General features: G+C 71.7%; 15 protein-coding genes. 5 read left to right on the top strand and 10 right to left on the bottom strand.

Features of this window, described 5'->3' with window-relative positions; all coding sequences use genetic code 11:
• Position 1: 1 nt before the first annotated feature.
• A complete protein-coding gene (locus K0H49_RS17920) occupies positions 2-1291 on the top strand; it encodes an autotransporter outer membrane beta-barrel domain-containing protein (RefSeq protein ID WP_219215293.1) in 1290 nt (429 codons plus the stop codon).
• A 66-nt stretch (positions 1292-1357) separates the two neighbouring features.
• Here K0H49_RS17920 and K0H49_RS17915 read toward each other — a convergent pair whose 3' ends face one another.
• Genes K0H49_RS17915 through tsaB form a run of 3 tightly spaced genes read right to left on the bottom strand, consistent with a single transcriptional unit; the run spans position 1358 to position 3364 of the window.
• Positions 1358-2134 (bottom strand): uracil-DNA glycosylase, encoded by a 777-nt coding sequence (locus K0H49_RS17915; RefSeq protein WP_219215290.1) that lies wholly within the window; start codon positions 2132-2134, stop codon positions 1358-1360.
• A 31-nt stretch (positions 2135-2165) separates the two neighbouring features.
• On the bottom strand, positions 2166-2666 hold the full coding sequence (gene rimI, locus K0H49_RS17910; RefSeq protein ID WP_219215287.1) for a ribosomal protein S18-alanine N-acetyltransferase: 501 nt from the start codon (positions 2664-2666) through the stop codon (positions 2166-2168).
• On the bottom strand, positions 2663-3364 hold the full coding sequence (gene tsaB / locus K0H49_RS17905; RefSeq protein WP_219215285.1) for a tRNA (adenosine(37)-N6)-threonylcarbamoyltransferase complex dimerization subunit type 1 TsaB: 702 nt from the start codon (positions 3362-3364) through the stop codon (positions 2663-2665). The genes rimI and tsaB overlap by 4 nt, the downstream gene beginning before the upstream one ends.
• Positions 3365-3500: 136 nt before the next feature.
• Between tsaB and dacB the strand changes: the two genes are divergently transcribed.
• Together dacB and K0H49_RS17895 are read left to right on the top strand one after the other, a co-directional pair.
• A complete protein-coding gene (gene dacB / locus K0H49_RS17900) occupies positions 3501-4934 on the top strand; it encodes a D-alanyl-D-alanine carboxypeptidase/D-alanyl-D-alanine endopeptidase (protein WP_219215281.1) in 1434 nt (477 codons plus the stop codon).
• 103 nt (positions 4935-5037) lie between these two features.
• Positions 5038-6639, top strand: a complete 1602-nt coding sequence (locus K0H49_RS17895; protein ID WP_219215280.1) for an alpha/beta hydrolase family protein — start codon at positions 5038-5040, stop codon at positions 6637-6639.
• Positions 6640-6642: 3 nt separating this feature from the next.
• Here the strand turns inward: K0H49_RS17895 and K0H49_RS17890 are convergent, their stop codons facing one another.
• From K0H49_RS17890 to purE, 3 genes are read right to left on the bottom strand one after another with little or no spacing between them, the layout of a single operon-like run.
• On the bottom strand, positions 6643-7644 hold the full coding sequence (locus K0H49_RS17890; protein ID WP_219215277.1) for an L-threonylcarbamoyladenylate synthase: 1002 nt from the start codon (positions 7642-7644) through the stop codon (positions 6643-6645).
• 5 nt (positions 7645-7649) lie between these two features.
• Positions 7650-8837: a 5-(carboxyamino)imidazole ribonucleotide synthase gene (locus tag K0H49_RS17885; protein WP_219215275.1), complete on the bottom strand. Its 1188-nt coding sequence runs from the start codon at positions 8835-8837 to the stop codon at positions 7650-7652.
• The gene (purE, locus tag K0H49_RS17880; protein WP_219215273.1) at positions 8834-9391 is read right to left on the bottom strand and encodes a 5-(carboxyamino)imidazole ribonucleotide mutase; all 558 of its coding nucleotides are present in this window, start codon (positions 9389-9391) and stop codon (positions 8834-8836) included. The genes K0H49_RS17885 and purE overlap by 4 nt, the downstream gene beginning before the upstream one ends.
• Positions 9392-9427: 36 nt before the next feature.
• Between purE and K0H49_RS17875 the strand changes: the two genes are divergently transcribed.
• Together K0H49_RS17875 and K0H49_RS17870 are read left to right on the top strand one after the other, a co-directional pair.
• Entirely contained in the window at positions 9428-10348 is a 921-nt protein-coding gene (locus K0H49_RS17875) for a tetratricopeptide repeat protein (RefSeq protein ID WP_219215271.1), read from the top strand.
• A gap of 38 nt (positions 10349-10386) precedes the next feature.
• Positions 10387-10827, top strand: coding sequence for an META domain-containing protein (locus tag K0H49_RS17870; protein ID WP_219215269.1), 441 nt, complete (start codon positions 10387-10389; stop codon positions 10825-10827).
• 19 nt (positions 10828-10846) lie between these two features.
• On the opposite strand, the gene K0H49_RS17865 is transcribed toward K0H49_RS17870, so the two are convergent.
• The 4 genes from K0H49_RS17865 to K0H49_RS17850 form a co-directional block, all read right to left on the bottom strand.
• A complete protein-coding gene (locus K0H49_RS17865) occupies positions 10847-11755 on the bottom strand; it encodes a phosphoribosylaminoimidazolesuccinocarboxamide synthase (RefSeq protein ID WP_219215267.1) in 909 nt (302 codons plus the stop codon).
• 221 nt (positions 11756-11976) lie between these two features.
• Entirely contained in the window at positions 11977-13041 is a 1065-nt protein-coding gene (gene fba / locus K0H49_RS17860; protein WP_219215265.1) for a class II fructose-bisphosphate aldolase, read from the bottom strand.
• A gap of 55 nt (positions 13042-13096) precedes the next feature.
• Positions 13097-14008, bottom strand: a complete 912-nt coding sequence (locus tag K0H49_RS17855; protein WP_219215262.1) for an alpha/beta hydrolase — start codon at positions 14006-14008, stop codon at positions 13097-13099.
• 101 nt (positions 14009-14109) lie between these two features.
• A complete protein-coding gene (locus tag K0H49_RS17850) occupies positions 14110-15225 on the bottom strand; it encodes a DUF6892 domain-containing protein (RefSeq protein WP_219215260.1) in 1116 nt (371 codons plus the stop codon).
• Positions 15226-15278: the final 53 nt, after the last annotated feature.

Raw genomic sequence — 15278 nt, 5'->3', positions numbered from 1 at the left:
CGTGAGCGGCACCGCCACGCTGGGCGGCGCCTCGGTGATCGTGCTGGCAGCCGACGGCAGCTGGAACCCCGTGACGCGCTACACCCTCCTCAGCGCCGGGTCGCGCGTGGGCACCTTCGGCGGCGTGTCGTCGAACTTCGCCTTCCTGACCCCCGTGCTGAGCTACACCGCGCAGGACGTGCTGCTGGGCCTGACGCGCAACGACCTGCGCTTCGGCGACGTCGGCGTCACGGCCAACCAGCGCGCCAGCGGCGGCGCGATCGACAGCGTGCGCACCGGCGCGCTCTACAACGCCGTGGTGCAACTGGACGCGCCGACCGCGCGCAGCGCCTTCGACCAGCTCTCGGGCGAGCTGCACGCCTCGGTCAAGTCGGCCGCCATCGAGGACAGCCGCTTCGTGCGCGAGGCCGGCCTCGACCGCGCGCGCCAGTCGCTGGGCGGCGTGCCCGCGGCGGACGACCTGGCGGGCCGCGGCGGCCTCTGGGTGCGCGCGCTGCGCTCGCTGGGCAGCAACGACGGCAACGGCAATGCGGGCAGCATCGACCGCAACACCACCGGTCTGCTGGTCGGCGCCGACACCGCGCTGGGCAGCGACGCCCGCGTGGGCGTGATCGGCGGCTACACCCGCGGGCGCACCGCGCTGGCCGCACGCGCCTCCTCGGCCGACAGCGACACCTACCACCTGGGGGCCTACGGCGCCAAGCAGTGGGGCGCGCTGGGCCTGCGCGCCGGCGCCAGCTACAGCCTCAGCCAGGTCGAGACGCAGCGCCAGGTCGGCTTCACCGGCTTCTCCGACCGGCTCAAGGGCGACTACGACGCGAAGGCGCTGCAGATCTTCGGCGAACTGGGCTGGGCCCTGCCGGCCGGCGGCGGCCTGCTGGAACCCTTCGCGGGCCTGGCGCATGTGCGGCTGAAGACCGACGGCTTCACCGAATCCGGCGGCGCGGCCGCGCTCGGCGTGGCCGGCGACACCACCAGCACCAGCTTCAGCACGCTGGGCCTGCGCGCCAGCAGCGCGGTCGCCCTGGGCGGCCTGCAGGCGACGCTGCGCGGCATGGTCGGCTGGCGCCATGCCTTCGGCGACACCGCGCCGACATCGGCGGCCCGCTTTGCCGGCTCCTCGGCCTTCAGCGTGGCCGGTGCACCGATCGGCAAGGACGTGGCCGTGCTGGAAGGCGGCCTGGACTTCAGCCTGCAGCGCAACCTGACGCTGGGCGTGTCGTACAGCGGCCAGGTCGGCAGCGGCGTGGAAGACCACGGCGTGCGGGCCAACCTGCTGTGGAAGTTCTGACGCCGCGCTGAACGCCCGGCCTCGATCCGCCAGGCGACACGGCGCAGGCCGTGTCGCCTTGGTCGTTCAGGCCTGCGCCACCTGCGCCGCCGCCAGGCAGAGGTCCGCCCAGGCACGGGCCTTGTCGGCCGGGTTGCGCAGCAGGTAGGCCGGGTGGTAGGTGGCCACCACGGGCAGGCCGCCCCAGGCCGCCATCGGCACGGCGCGGCCGCGCAGCCTGCCCAGCGGGTCGGTGCTCTGCAGCAGGCTCTGCGCGGCCAGCGGGCCCATGGCCAGCACCACGCGCGGCGCAAGCGCCTGTGCGTGGGCGGCGAAGCTGTCGTCCAGGGGGCTCGGGCTGTCGGCGCGCCCGGCCGCGACGCCGCGGTGCGTGCGCATCAGGTGCACCGGCCGCTCGCCGCCCTGCAACTGCAGTGCGCGCAGCATGTTGTCGAGCAGACGGCCGGCGTCGCCCGCGAAGGGATCGCCGTGGCGGCCGTCGGCCTCGGGGGGCATGTCGGCCACGATGAGCCAGCCACCGCCCGGTGCCGCCACGCCGCCATGCAGCAGCCGCGGCGCCTCGACCAGCACGGCGGCGCCGTGGGTGCGCGCGACCGGCGCCGTGGGCGCTGCGACGGGTGCGGCGACCGGGGCACGGACCGGCGCCGGCGCCTGGACCGGCGCGCTGGGTGCCGGGGCTTCGCGCAAGACGCGGGCCGGCACCACCGGCGCCTCGACCACGGCGGCGGGCGCGGAGGCCGCTTCCGGCGCGGCCTGCACGGTGCTCGGCCACCAGACCTTGATGCCCATCTCGTCGAGCATGGCGCGCTGGCGCGCATCGAGGTTCATCGTGGATTCGTTCATTGGATCGCTTCTGCGCTGCGCGCGGCGGTGCTCATGGCGTGAGCGCGCCCCAGGCGCTGGTCGGTTCGTTCAGCCGCAGGCTCATCACCACCGCGTCCTCGCGGCCGCCGAAGGCGGGGTAGTAGCCCTTGCGCACGCCGACGCGGCGAAAGCCGTGGTGTTCGTAGATGTGCAGCGCGCGCGCGTTGCTCACGCGCACCTCGAGCCACAGCCATTGCGCGTTCTGGCCGCGCGACCAGCCGGCCAGCGCCTCGAGCATCAGCAGGGCCCAGCCCTGGCGCTGGAATTCGGGTGCGACCGTGATGTTGAGCAGGTGCACCTCGTCGACGCCCTTCATGGCCACGAAGTAGCCGATCACGGTGTCGCCGCCCATCAGCAGCTGGCAGCGGTAGCCCGCGGCCATCGAGTCGATGAAGTTGGCGTGCGTCCAGGGGTGCGTGTACGCCTGCTTCTCGATCGCGCAGACCGCCGGCAGCCGCTCGACGCTCATGGCGTCGAAGCGGGCTTCGAGGGGCTGCAGGACGGCGCTCATGGCGTAGGCGTGGCTTGCTGCGCGGCCTTGAGGGCCGCGCGTTCTTCGGTGGTCTGTGCCACTTTATCGCGAACGTAGAGCGGTGCGGCGTCGGCCGGCGCCACCGCGCGCCCGGCGGCCAGCAGCGCGGGCGCGAGCCGCAGCAGGGCCTCGGCGGTGGGCAGCACCGCATGGCGCGTGACGGCGGGCAGGCGCTCGCCGTAGGCCGCGAAGGCATTGCCGGCCAGCACCCAGCCCTCGGGCACGGTCACCGCCTCGGGGGCCAGCAGTTCGGCTTCGACCGGGGCGTCGGGGGGGGCGTCGAAGTCGTAGCGCGCGGCATAGACCTGGTCCATGCGCGCATCGAGCAGCGCCACCACGCGCACGGCGCCGAAACGGTGGCGGGCCTCCTCGGCCACGGCCTGCAGCGTGTCGACCGGCAGCAGCGGCACGCCGGCGCCGAAGCCCAGGCCCTGCGCCACGGCGCAGGCGGTGCGCAGGCCGGTGAAGGAACCGGGCCCGCGGCCGAAGGCGATCGCGTCGAGGTCGGCCAGCGCCAGGCCGGCCTCGGCCAGCAACTGGCGGATCAGCGGGATCAGCGTGGCCGAAGCCTGCGCGCCGCCCGGGCCGCTGTGGGCGAACACGCGCGCGCCATGGCGCACGGCCACGCTCAGCATGTCGGTGCTGGTGTCGAAGGCGAGCAGCTTGTCGTCAGCCATGGGCCGCGTCCGGCGTGCAGCCGGGCTGGAAAGAGGAAAGGCGGGAGGCGGCGGACATGCCCCGATTATCCGGGCGCCGCGCGGCGGCCTGCCGGCCTGGGGGCAAGCGCCGGCGACAGGCCGGGATAATGCGCCGATGCCCCGTTCCGCCCTGCACCGCGCCCGCGCCACCCTCCGTCTTGCCACCCTCGCCGCGCTGCCGCTGCTGCCCCTGGCGGCCGCCGCCCAGGCGCTGCCGCCCGAGGTCGAGGCCGCGCTGGCGCGTGCCAAGGTCCCGCGCGAGGCCGTGACGCTGCTGGTGGCCGACGCCGACGGCGTGCGGCCGCCGCGCCTGGCCTGGCGCACGCAGGTGCCGGTGAACCCGGCCTCGATCATGAAGCTGGTCACCACCTACGCCGGGCTCGACCTGCTGGGGCCGGCCTACACCTGGAACACGCCGGTCTACATCGACGGCCCGGTCCGCAACGGCGTGCTCGAGGGCAACCTCTACATCCGCGGCCAGGGCGATCCCAAGCTGGTGATCGAGCGGCTGTGGCTGCTGATGCGGCGGGTGCAGGGCCTGGGCATCCAGAGCATCGCCGGCGACATCGTGCTCGACCGCAGCGCCTTCGACACGCCCGAAGCCGACCCCGCAGCCTTCGACGGCGAGGGCCTGCGCCCCTACAACGCGGCACCCGACGCGCTGCTGGTCAACTTCAAGTCGGTGGTCATGAGCTTCCAGCCCAACCGCGCGAACTCGACCGCGCAGGTGAGCTTCGACCCGCCGCTGCTGGGCGTGGCGATGCAGTCCACGCTGCCGCTGTCGGCCGGCGAATGCGGCGACTGGCGCACGACGATCGGCGCCGAGGTGGCCGACCCGGCACGCATGGGCTTCACCGGCAGCTACCCGGCGGCCTGTGGCGAGAAAAGCTGGGCCGTGGCCTATGCCGACCCGGGCCGCTACGCGGCGCGCGCGATCGGCGGCCTCTGGACCGAGATGGGCCATCCCCTCAAGGGCCAGGTGCGCGACGGACGCGTGCCGGCCGATCTCAAGCCGGCCTTCGAGGTCAACTCGCCACCGCTGGCCGAGGTGATCCGCGACATCAACAAGTACAGCAACAACGTGATGGCACAGCAGCTGTTCCTCACGCTGGGCCTGCAGCAGAAGAAGCGCGGCTCGCTCGAGGCCTCGCGCAGCGCCATCCGCCAATGGTGGAACGACCGCATCGGCACCGGCGAAGGCCAGCCGGTGTTCGACAACGGCTCGGGGCTGTCGCGCGACGAGCGCATCAGCGCCGCGGCGCTGGCCAAGATGCTGCAGGTGGCCTGGCGCTCGCCGGTGATGCCCGAGCTGATGTCCTCGCTGCCGGCCTCGGGCGTCGACGGCACGCTGCGCAAGCGGGCACTGCGTTCGGGCGGCGCGGCCCACCTCAAGACCGGCACGCTGCGCGACGCCGCCGGCGTGGCCGGCTACGTGCACGGCGCCAGCGGACGGCGCTACGTGCTGGTGGCGATCGCCAACCACGGCAACGCGGCCGCGGCACGGCCCGCCTTCGACGCGCTGGTGGACTGGGCGACCCAGGACAACTGATCGGCGCCGCGCCACCGGCGCAGGCAAACCCCATTGCATCGGGCGCGGAGCGCTGAACAGAATCGGACGGTCGTTCGATTCCATTCAACGCAGGAGACACACCGTGCAAAAACAACATCTCTCCACCCCGCTGCGCCACGCAGCGGCCCTCGCAGGCCTCACGCTGCTGCTCGCGGCCTGCGGCGGCAGCGACGGGGACAGCAGCGTCGTCGTGACGCCGCCTGCACCCCCGCCCGCGCCGGCGCCCGCACCGCCGCCCGTCGCCGACACGGGTCGGGGCTCGGTGGTCGCCCCGCCGGAACAGGCAGCCAAGCTCTCGGCCGCCGACTTCACGGCCAGCCTGCAGGGCAGTGCCCAGGGCGGCGCGGTGCTGCAGGTGGCGGGTACGCCCAAGTGCGGCGTCGACACCCGCTACCTTGAGTACCGCACCATCGGCGCGAAGAACGAGGCCACCAACGCCACCGCCGCCGTGATGGTGCCCACCGGCACCGACGCGGCCTGCAGCGGCAAGCGTCCGGTGCTGCTCTATGCGCACGGCACCACGGCGGACCGCAGCTACAACCTCGCCAAGTGGACCGACACCACCCAGGCCGCCGCCGGCGAAGGCCTGCTGATCGCCGCCACCTTCGCGGCCCAGGGCTTCATCGTGGTGGCGCCCAACTACGCGGGCTACGACAAGTCGACGCTGCCCTACCACCCCTACCTCGACGGCGACCAGCAGGGCAAGGACATGGTGGATGCGCTCACCGCGGCCCGCAAGACCTTCACGGCCATTGGTGCCAGCGATGCCGGCACGCTGTTCGTCAGCGGCTACTCGCAGGGCGGCTACGTGGCCATGGCGGCGCATCGCGAGCTGCAGGCCACGGGCCAGGCGGTGACGGCCTCGGCCCCGCTGTCGGCGCCCTCGGCCATCAGCCTGCTGACCGACTACACCTTCCAGGGCTGGCCTGCGCTGGGCAGCACGCTGTTCGTGCCGCTGCTGACGACCAGCTGGCAGCAGCAGTTCGGTAACGTCTACACCACCCCCGCCGACGTCTACGAGGCCCCGTACGCCACCGGCATCGAGACCCTGCTGCCGAGCCTGACGCCCGACACGCTGTTCAGCTCGAACAAGCTGCCGCAGCTGGCGCTGTTCCCGGCCGGCGCCGTGCCGGGGCCGGTCGACCCCTCGCTGTCGATCTTCTACGGCGCCAACAACCTGGTGCGCCAGAGCTACCTGACGCTGGCCGCCGGCGACATCCAGGCCAACCCCTGCCCCGGCAATGCGCTGCCGTCCACGCCGGCATCGCTGGGCACGGCGACGCCGCTGGGCTGCACGCCGTCCACGGGCTTCCGCAAGGCGGCGGTGGCGAACGACCTGCGCAACTGGACGCCGACCAAGCCGGTGCTGATGTGCGGCGGCGCCAAGGACCCGACGGTGAACTTCGTGAGCACCCAAGCGACGATTGGCTATTTCCTCGCCAAGGGCGTGCCGGCCGCCGCGCTGACGACGGTGGACCTGGAAGAATCGGCCGCGGTCGATGCCTACGCGCCCGCGCGCGCCGGCTTCGCGCAGGCCAAGGCCTCGCTGGCGGCGAACACGGTGGGCACGCCGAGCGACAAGGCCCAGGCGGTCACGCTGGCCTACCACGGCGCGCTGGTGCCGCCCTTCTGCCTGGCCACGGCCCGCGGCTTCTTCCAGGGCGTGCTGGCTGCGGGCAGTTGAGCGTCAGGCCGCCGCGGCGCGCTGCAGCCGGTCCTTCACGCCTTCCCACTCGGGCGTGTCGGGCGGGGTCTCGACCCAGATCAGCTTGACGCCTTCGGTGTCGAACTCGCGCAGCACCGCGAACAGCTGCTGCGCCGCTGCGGCCGCGTCGTCGGGCATGCGCCGCTGCAGCACGCGCTGCGAGCGGTGCTTGAGCGGTGTGCGCGCCCAGACGGCGATGTGTGCGGCCTGGGCGCCGAGCACGTCGAGCGCGGCCTGCAGGGCGCGCGCGTCCATCAGCCGCAGCTTGGCCTCGGGCGCGTAGTGCGCGGCCAGCGTGCCCGAGGCGCGCGGGTCGGGCGCGGCCAGGTCGTGCTTGTCGCGCAGGGCTTCGCCGCAGGCGGCCTCGATCTGGTCGCGGGTGATCGCGCCGGGCCGCAGCAGCACCGGGGCGCCGCGGCTGCAGTCGACGATGGTCGATTCGATGCCCACGGCGCAGGGGCCGCCGTCGACCACCATCAGCGTCTCGCCGAATTCGGCGTGCACATGCTGCGCGGTGGTCGGGCTCACGCGGCCGAAACGGTTGGCGCTGGGGCCGGACAGGCCGAGCACGCCCTGCGCGGCGCAGGCCTCGAGCAGCGCCTGCGCCACCGGGTGCGCGGGGCAGCGCAGGCCGATGGTGTCCTGCCCGCCCGCGGAAGCCGTGGCGACGCCGGGCTGGCGCGTGACGATCAGGGTCAGCGGGCCGGGCCAGAAGGCCAGCACCAGCTTCTCGGCAAAGGCCGGCAGCGGCTGCGCGAAGTACGACAGCGCCTCGGTGCCCTTGGGGCCGGCCGGCACGTGGACGATCAGCGGATGGTCCGCCGGGCGGCCCTTGGCGCGGAAGATGCCGGTCACGGCCGCGTCGCTGCCGGCGTCGGCGCCCAGGCCGTAGACGGTCTCGGTCGGGAAGGCCACCAGGCCGCCCGCGCGCAATTGCACCGCCGCGGCGGCGATGGCATCGGGGGAGCGGCCGTCGACGATCATGGCGCTTACTCCGACAGCGGGATGGGCAGGCCCAGCACCGCGGCGGCGAAGTCGGCGGTGGCGCGCACCGTGGCGATGTCGGCACCGGTGATGTTCAGGTGGCCCATCTTGCGCCCGCGGCGCGCCGAGGCCTTGCCGTAGAGGTGCAGGTGGGTGCCGGGCAGCGCCAGCACGTCGGCCCAGGGCGGCTCGGTCGGCGTGGCGTCGTCGCCGTCCTCGAACCAGAGGTCGCCCAGCAGGTTGAGCATCAGCGCCGGGCTGTGCTGGCGCGGCGCGGTCAGCGGCAGGCCGGCCAGGGTGCGCACCTGCAGCTCGAACTGCGACACGTCGCTCGCGTCCATCGACCAGTGGCCGCTGTTGTGCGGGCGCGGCGCCATCTCGTTGACCACCATCGCGCCGTCGGCCAGCACGAAGTACTCGACGCACAGCACGCCCACGTACGCCAGGCCCTCGGCGATCGAGCGGGTCGAGGCCACCGCGCGCGCGGCCAGCGCGGCCGGCATGTTGTCGGGGTGCACCTCGGTCACGGCCAGGATGCCGTCGCGGTGCAGGTTGCGCTGGGGCGGCAGGTGGACCATCTGGCCGTCGTGGCCGCGGGCCACGATCACCGAGCACTCGAAGTCCAGCGGCAGCAGCTTCTCGAGCACGCAGGGCACGCCGCCGGTGGCTTCCCAGGCGGCGGCCAGCTGTTCGCGCGTGGCGACGCGCTGCTGGCCCTTGCCGTCGTAGCCCAGGCGGGCGGTCTTGAGGATGCCGGGCAGCAGTTCGTCGGCGACCGCGTCCAGCTGGGCGGCGGTCTCGATCACCGCGTGCGGCGCGCAGGCCACGCCGCAGCGGATGAAGTGCGCCTTCTCGCGGATCCGGTCCTGCGCGATCGCCACGGCGGCCGCGCCGGGCGCCACCGGCCGGGCCGCGGCCAGGTGCTCGAGCGAGGGCGCGGGCACGTTCTCGAATTCGGTGGTGATGGCCTCGGCCAGGCCGGCCAGCCGGGCCAGGCCCGCGACGTCGGTGTAGTCGGTGTGGATGTGGTGGTGGCTCACCCGGCCGGCCGGGCTGTCGGCGTCGGGGTCGAGCACCGCCGTGAAGTAGCCCATGCGCTGGGCCGTCTGGGCGAACATGCGGCCCAACTGGCCGCCGCCGAGCACGCCCAGCGTGCTGCCGGGCTGCAGATAGGGCGAGACGGCGTGGCTCACAGTGCGCCCCCGCCCTGCGGCGAGAAGGGCGACACGGCCGGCGCGCTGGCCGCACCGGGCTCGGGCGGCGGCAGCGTCATGGCCTGCGCGGCCGCGGTCTGCGCGCTGCGGAAGGTGTCGAGCTGGGTGCGCAGCCGCGGGTTGCCCACCGCCAGCATGGCGATGGCGAACAGCGCCGCGTTGGCGGCGCCGGCATTCCCGATGGCAAAGGTCGCGACCGGCACGCCCTTGGGCATCTGCACGATGCTGTAGAGCGAATCGACGCCCTGCAGGTGGCGGCTGGCCACCGGGACGCCCAGCACCGGCACCGTGGTCTTGGCCGCCAGCATGCCCGGCAGGTGGGCCGCGCCGCCGGCACCGGCGATGATCGCGGCCAGCCCGCGCGGGGCCGCGCTTTCGGCATAGGCGAAGAGTTCGTCGGGCATGCGGTGGGCCGAGACCACCCGTGCTTCGTGGGTGATGCCGAATTGCTGGAGAATCTCGACCGCGTGACGCATCGTCTCCCAGTCGGAGTTCGATCCCATCACCACGCCGACCTGGATTGTTTGGTTCATGGTCGCAATTTTACGTTTTGCCTCCATCTGCATCCGATGATCGATATCACCCTCGAAAACTTCCAGACCGCGCTGATCGAAGGTTCGGCCACCACGCCGGTGCTGCTCGACATCTGGGCCGAATGGTGCGGACCCTGCAAACAGCTGGGCCCGGTGCTCGAACAGCTCGAGACCGAGTACGCCGGCCGCTTCACGCTGGCCAAGCTCGACGCCGACAAGGTGCCGCAGATCTCGACCCAGCTGTCGCAGATGTTCGGCGTGCGCAGCATCCCCTTCTGCGTGATGTTCGTCGGCGGCCAGCCGGTCGACGGCTTCGTCGGCGCCATTCCCGCCGAGAAGATCCGCGAATTCCTCGACAAGCACGTGCCGGCGGCCGAGGAACTCGAGGCCGCCGCCCAGGAAGAGGCCGCGCAGGAAGCGCTGGCCGAAGGCGACACCGATGGCGCGCTCGAGAAACTGCAGCACGCGGTGACCACCGACCCGGCCAACGACGACGCGCGCTTCGACTACGTCAAGCTGCTGCTGCAGCTGGGCCGCAGCGACGACGCCAAGGTGGCTTTCGCGCCGGTGATCGCCAAGGCGCCCGCGGTGCGCCGCTTCGACGCGCTGCAGCGCTGGATGAACGCGATCGACTTCGCGGCACCGGTGAACGGTCCGGCGCCGGCCGTGGCCGATTTCGACAGCCGCATCGCGGCCGGCAAGCGCGACTTCGAGGCCCGCTTCGGCCGCGCGCAGCTGCTGATCGCCGAGCAGCGCTGGACCGACGCGATGGACGAGCTGCTGGAAATCCTGATGCGCGACAAGGCCTGGAGCGAGGATCTGGCCCGCAAGACGTACATTGCGATCCTCGAACTCATCGAGCCGCCCAAGCCCAAGGTGGCCGACGGACAGATCCCGCCCGACGATCCGACGGTGGCGACCTACCGCCGGCGCCTGAGCAGCGTCGTGCTGAGCTGAGGCCCTCCGCCCCCTCGTTGTTCCTGAAAGGACCTCCCATGCGCCCCTTCGTCCGGCCCACCGCCCTGACCGCCCTGCTCCTGTCCGGTGCCGCCCTGCTGGCGGCCTGTGGCACCACGGTGAGCCTGGACGAACCGATCGAGTCGCGCACTTGGAGCCTGGTCAGCATCGGCAACCAGCCGCTGCCGGTCGACCCCGATCCGCAGCGCGGCGCGCAGCTTCAGTTCGACGGCGCACGCGTCACCGGCTCGGGCGGCTGCAACCGCCTGACCGGCAGCTACCAGCGCACCGGGCATTCGCTCAAGATCGAGCAGCTCGCCGCCACGCGCATGGCCTGCCTCGACAACACGCGCAGCATCATCGAGACCGACTTCCTGGCCGCGATCAAGGCCACCACGCAGTACAGCCTGGCCGGCGGCACGCGACTCACGCTGCTCGACGGCAGCGGCCGCACGACCGCGGTGCTCGAGAGCCGCTGAGCGCGGCCCGCTTCGGCCCTCAGCCGGCGGTGAGCCGGTCCAGCGCTTCGCGGTACTTGGCAGCGGTCTTCTCGGTGATTTCGGCCGGCAGGCGCGGCGCCGGCGGGGTCTTGTCCCAGGGCTTGCCGTTGACCTTGGTCGACTCGAGCCAGTCGCGCACGAACTGCTTGTCGTAGCTCGGCGGGTTGGTGCCGTTGGCCAGCGCCTCGTCGTAGCCCTCGACCGGCCAGTAGCGCGAGCTGTCGGGCGTGAGCACCTCGTCCATCAGCACCAGCGTGCCGGCCTCGTCCAGGCCGAACTCGAACTTGGTGTCGGCAATGATCATGCCCTTGGCAAGCGCGATCTGGGCCGCGGTCTCGTAGATCGCGATGCTGGTGTCGCGGATCTGCTGGGCCAGCGTGGGGCCCACCATCTCGACCACGCGGTCGTAGCTGATGTTCTCGTCGTGCTCGCCCATGGCGGCCTTGGCCGCGGGCGTGAAGATCGGGCGCGCCAGCTTGCTGGCGTTGCGCAGGCCCTCGGGCAGCGGCACGCCGCAGACCGAGCGCGATTCCTGGTATTCCTTCCAGCCGCTGCCGGCCAGGTAGCCGCGCACCACCGCCTCGACCGGGATCGGCTTCAGGCGCTTGACCAGCATCGAGCGGTCCTTGACCTGCGGCACCTCGGCCTCGGTGACCACGCTCTCGGGCGCCTCACCCGTCAGGTGGTTGGGGCAGAGGTGGCCCAGGCGCTCGAACCACCACAGCGCCATCTGGGTGAGCAGCACGCCCTTGCCCGGGATGGGTTCGCCCATGATCACGTCGAAGGCCGAGAGCCGGTCGCTCGCGACCATCAGGATGCGGTCGTTGCCGACCGCATAGTTGTCGCGCACCTTCCCGCGCGCGAGCAGGGGCAGGCTTTGGATGGAGGAAGTGTGGACGGTCGTCATGGCGGGGGCGTGATGGAAACAGGGGAAGGGAAAGCGGATTGTGCGCGCAGAAAAAAGCCACCGCGAACGGTGGCTCGTTGTCCGTCGGCCGGGAGCCTCAGAACGTGTGAAGGAACCGTCGCGAGCGCCCCGAGCCTGCGTCGAGGAGCGCAGCCGCACTGAGGTGCGGTGAGCACCGCAGATGCGGGACCGGTGTGCGCAGCAGGTTCATTCACATGTTCTCAGCGGACTTGTTGTGCGAGTTCTCCGTTCGCGTACTTGGCGGCCACGACCTGCAGCGTGTCGCCCTTGATCTTCGAGGCCTGGCCTTCGCAGCCGAACTCGATGTAGCGCTGCTTGCAGACCAGCTTGGCCGCCTCGCGCGCCGGCTTGAGCCATTCGCGGGCGTCGAACTTCTCGGGGTTCTCGAACAGGAACTTGCGCACCGCGCCGGTCATGGCCAGGCGGATGTCGGTGTCGATGTTGATCTTGCGCACGCCGTGCTTGATGGCTTCCTGGATTTCCTCGACCGGCACGCCGTAGGTTTCCTTGATCTGGCCGCCGTACTGGCGAATGATGGCCAGCAGTTCCTGCGGCACCGACGAGGAACCGTGCATCACCAGGTGGGTGTTGGGAATGCGCTGGTGGATTTCCTTGATGCGGTCGATCGCCAGGATGTCGCCGGTGGGCTTGCGCGTGAACTTGAACGGGCCGTGGCTGGTGCCGATGGCGATGGCCAGCGCGTCGATCTGCGTCTGCTTGACGAAATCGGCGGCCTGCTCGGGGTCGGTCAGTAGCTGTTCGCGCGTCATGGTCGCGTCGGTGCCGTGGCCGTCTTCCTTGTCGCCCTTCATGGTCTCGAGCGAGCCCAGGCAGCCCAGTTCGCCTTCGACCGTGACGCCGACGCGGTGCGCCAGCTGCGCGACCTTCTTCGTCACTTCGACGTTGTATTCGTAGCTGGCGATGGTCTTGCCGTCGGCCTCGAGCGAGCCGTCCATCATCACCGAGGAGAAGCCCAGGTCGATCGCGCCCTGGCACACGTCCGGGTTCTGGCCGTGGTCCTGGTGCATGACCAGCGGAATGTTCGGGTAGCTTTCGAGCGCCGCCTGGATCAGGTGCTTGATGAAGCCCTCGCCCGCGTACTTGCGGGCGCCGGCGCTGGCCTGCAGGATCACCGGCGCACCGGTTTCCTTGGCCGCTTCCATCACGGCCTGGACCTGTTCGAGGTTGTTGACGTTGAAAGCCGGAATGCCGTAGCCGTTGGCGGCTGCGTGGTCCAGCAGTTCGCGCATCGAAACGAGAGCCATGGGAAATACCTCGCGGGAAAATTGGTGGGAAGACTGTAGAAAAACTGCCTCGATTCTACCGAGCCACCTTGTGGGACAGGTCCGACGGCAACCCCACGAAGTCCAGGATGGGCGGCAGCACCGGCCCGCCGATCCAGCGGATCGGGGTGGCGAGGGCCCCGATCAGCGTCACATGGCTCAGGTTGTCGAAGGATTGCGTCTGCACCTCGACCCCGTCGGCGCGCAGCTTCTGCACCATCTGGCCGGTGTTGCGCACCGGGTCGACCAGGTTGTCCTTGCTCGCGGCCAAGAGCAGCGCGCGCGGCGAGGCGGCCGAGACGTGGGCGATGGGCTGCGAGCTGCGCGGCGTGTTCGGCCAGTCGAAGGCGCGCTGCGCATCGGGGTCGCCCATGGGCAGGAAGTCGTAGGGGCCGGCCAGGCCGATCCAGCCGGCCAGCTGCTTCGGGCTCGCGCCCACGGCGCCCAGCCAGCGCGCATCGAGCGCCAGCATGGCGGCGTTGTAGCCGCCCGAGCTGTGGCCCATCACATAGACCTGCTGCGGGTCGGCGCCCAGCCGGGCCGCGTTGTCCAGGCCCCATTTCAGGGCCAGCGCGCTGTCCTGCACGAAGACCGGATAGGTCACCTGCGGCGACAGCCGGTAGTCGGGGATCACCACCACCGCACCGCGTGCCGCCAGCGCCTCGCCGACGAAGCGGAAGCTGGCCCGCTCGCCCGTGGTCCAGGTGCCGCCGTAGAAGAAGACGATCAGCGGGCGCCGGCCCTCGGGCGGCGCGGTGGCCGGCAGCGGCCGGTAGACGTCGAGCTGCTGGCGCGGCGCGCTGCCGTAGGCGATGCCGGTGTCGGCCTGGTAGGTGTCGCTCGGCGTGAGCCGGTCGAGCAGCTTGATCGGGGAACAGGCGGACAGGGCCAGCGCGCCGGCGGCCAGCAGCGCGCTGCGGCGCCGGCGGAGGAAGTGGGAGAAGGGCATCCCGGCTGTACGCAGCCCGGATGCATTTGGTTTTCCCCGGGTCGGCAGGACGCGGCCGCGGCCTACGCCGCCGCGGCGAATCCGCGGCCCGTGGGCCCGTGCTAGGTCACGGTGACGCCACGCGCGATGAGCGCGGTGCGGGCGCCAGGGCCGAGGAATCCGCCGATGTCGTCGACCCGGCGAAGCCGCGTGAAGGGTGCGAGGTCCGCGGCGGTGAGGCTGGTGATCGCGAAGGCGTCGTCCTCGCCGTCCCACTGGGGGATCAACTGCAGGTAGATGTCGTTGCCGCCGTCGAGCACCAATGTCTCGACTTGCGCCGCGAGACGTGCCGGGATCGGGAGCCGGGCGAACCAGTCGCGCACCGCGGGGATGACTTCGTACCCGATCTCGTCGGGATCGAAGGATCGTGCACCCTGATCCTGGGCGAAATCGTGGACATCGAAGCGCGGCACCAGCAGCGCCTGGTCGAACATCAGGTGCTGGACGATGGCCAGGCGGAACGGGAAGGACGCGATCTCCAGCACCGGTTCGGTGGCCATGGGCACCTGCCACTTCCCGGAGGGCTTCTTCACCCGTTTCGGAGCCAGATGGCCGATCGCGACCTCGCGGAACGGGTGCGCGGCAGCCCGCACGATGTTCGCGAGTTCGTCGGTATTGCTTTTCGCGAAGCGCTCGGCGAACACCATGGACCGGAGCGCGCCGCACGCTGTCTCATGGAGGGAGAACGTGCTTTCCCAGGGCCCGACCTTCGTTTCGAGAAAGATGTACGCCTTGCGCAGTTCTGCTTCGGGGATCGTCTCGAGCGGGTTCTGCCCGCCCACGGTGAAGGTTCCGGTGAAGACGCGGCGCGGGTGACCCTCGCGCGCATCGCGCGAGGTCGATCGATCCCAGGCGGGGTCCTCGGCCAGGCGGATCGACAGCTCGCTCACCTCGTCGCCGCCCCGGGTGTAGGCGCGCACGCCCGCGTCGTCCCATATCACCAGCGTGCTGCGCACCAGGCCGCGCTCGTCCGGCGCCGGGTCCTCGGGTGGCACGACGCGCGGCGTCCCGAGCAGGGCCGTGAGCGCCGACACCGTCAGCGCCTCCAGCAGGGTGTGGTCGATGCGGATGCCGGCGGCCGTGACATCGATCCGGTGCGACGCACCCGTCGCGGGCGAGGAAGGCGGCGACGCGCCGGCCGGGTTCGTCTTGTTGTCGCGTCTGCGGAACCAGATCATCCGTTCTCCTCAAGGCTCGACGGCAACTGAGCGCAGGGCGCCGCTGTCGACGT

Origin of the sequence: Variovorax boronicumulans (genome assembly GCF_019352895.1) — a bacterium.
Lineage (GTDB): Bacteria > Pseudomonadota > Gammaproteobacteria > Burkholderiales > Burkholderiaceae_C > Variovorax > Variovorax boronicumulans_A.
This window is presented reverse-complemented; position numbering and strand designations above follow the sequence as displayed.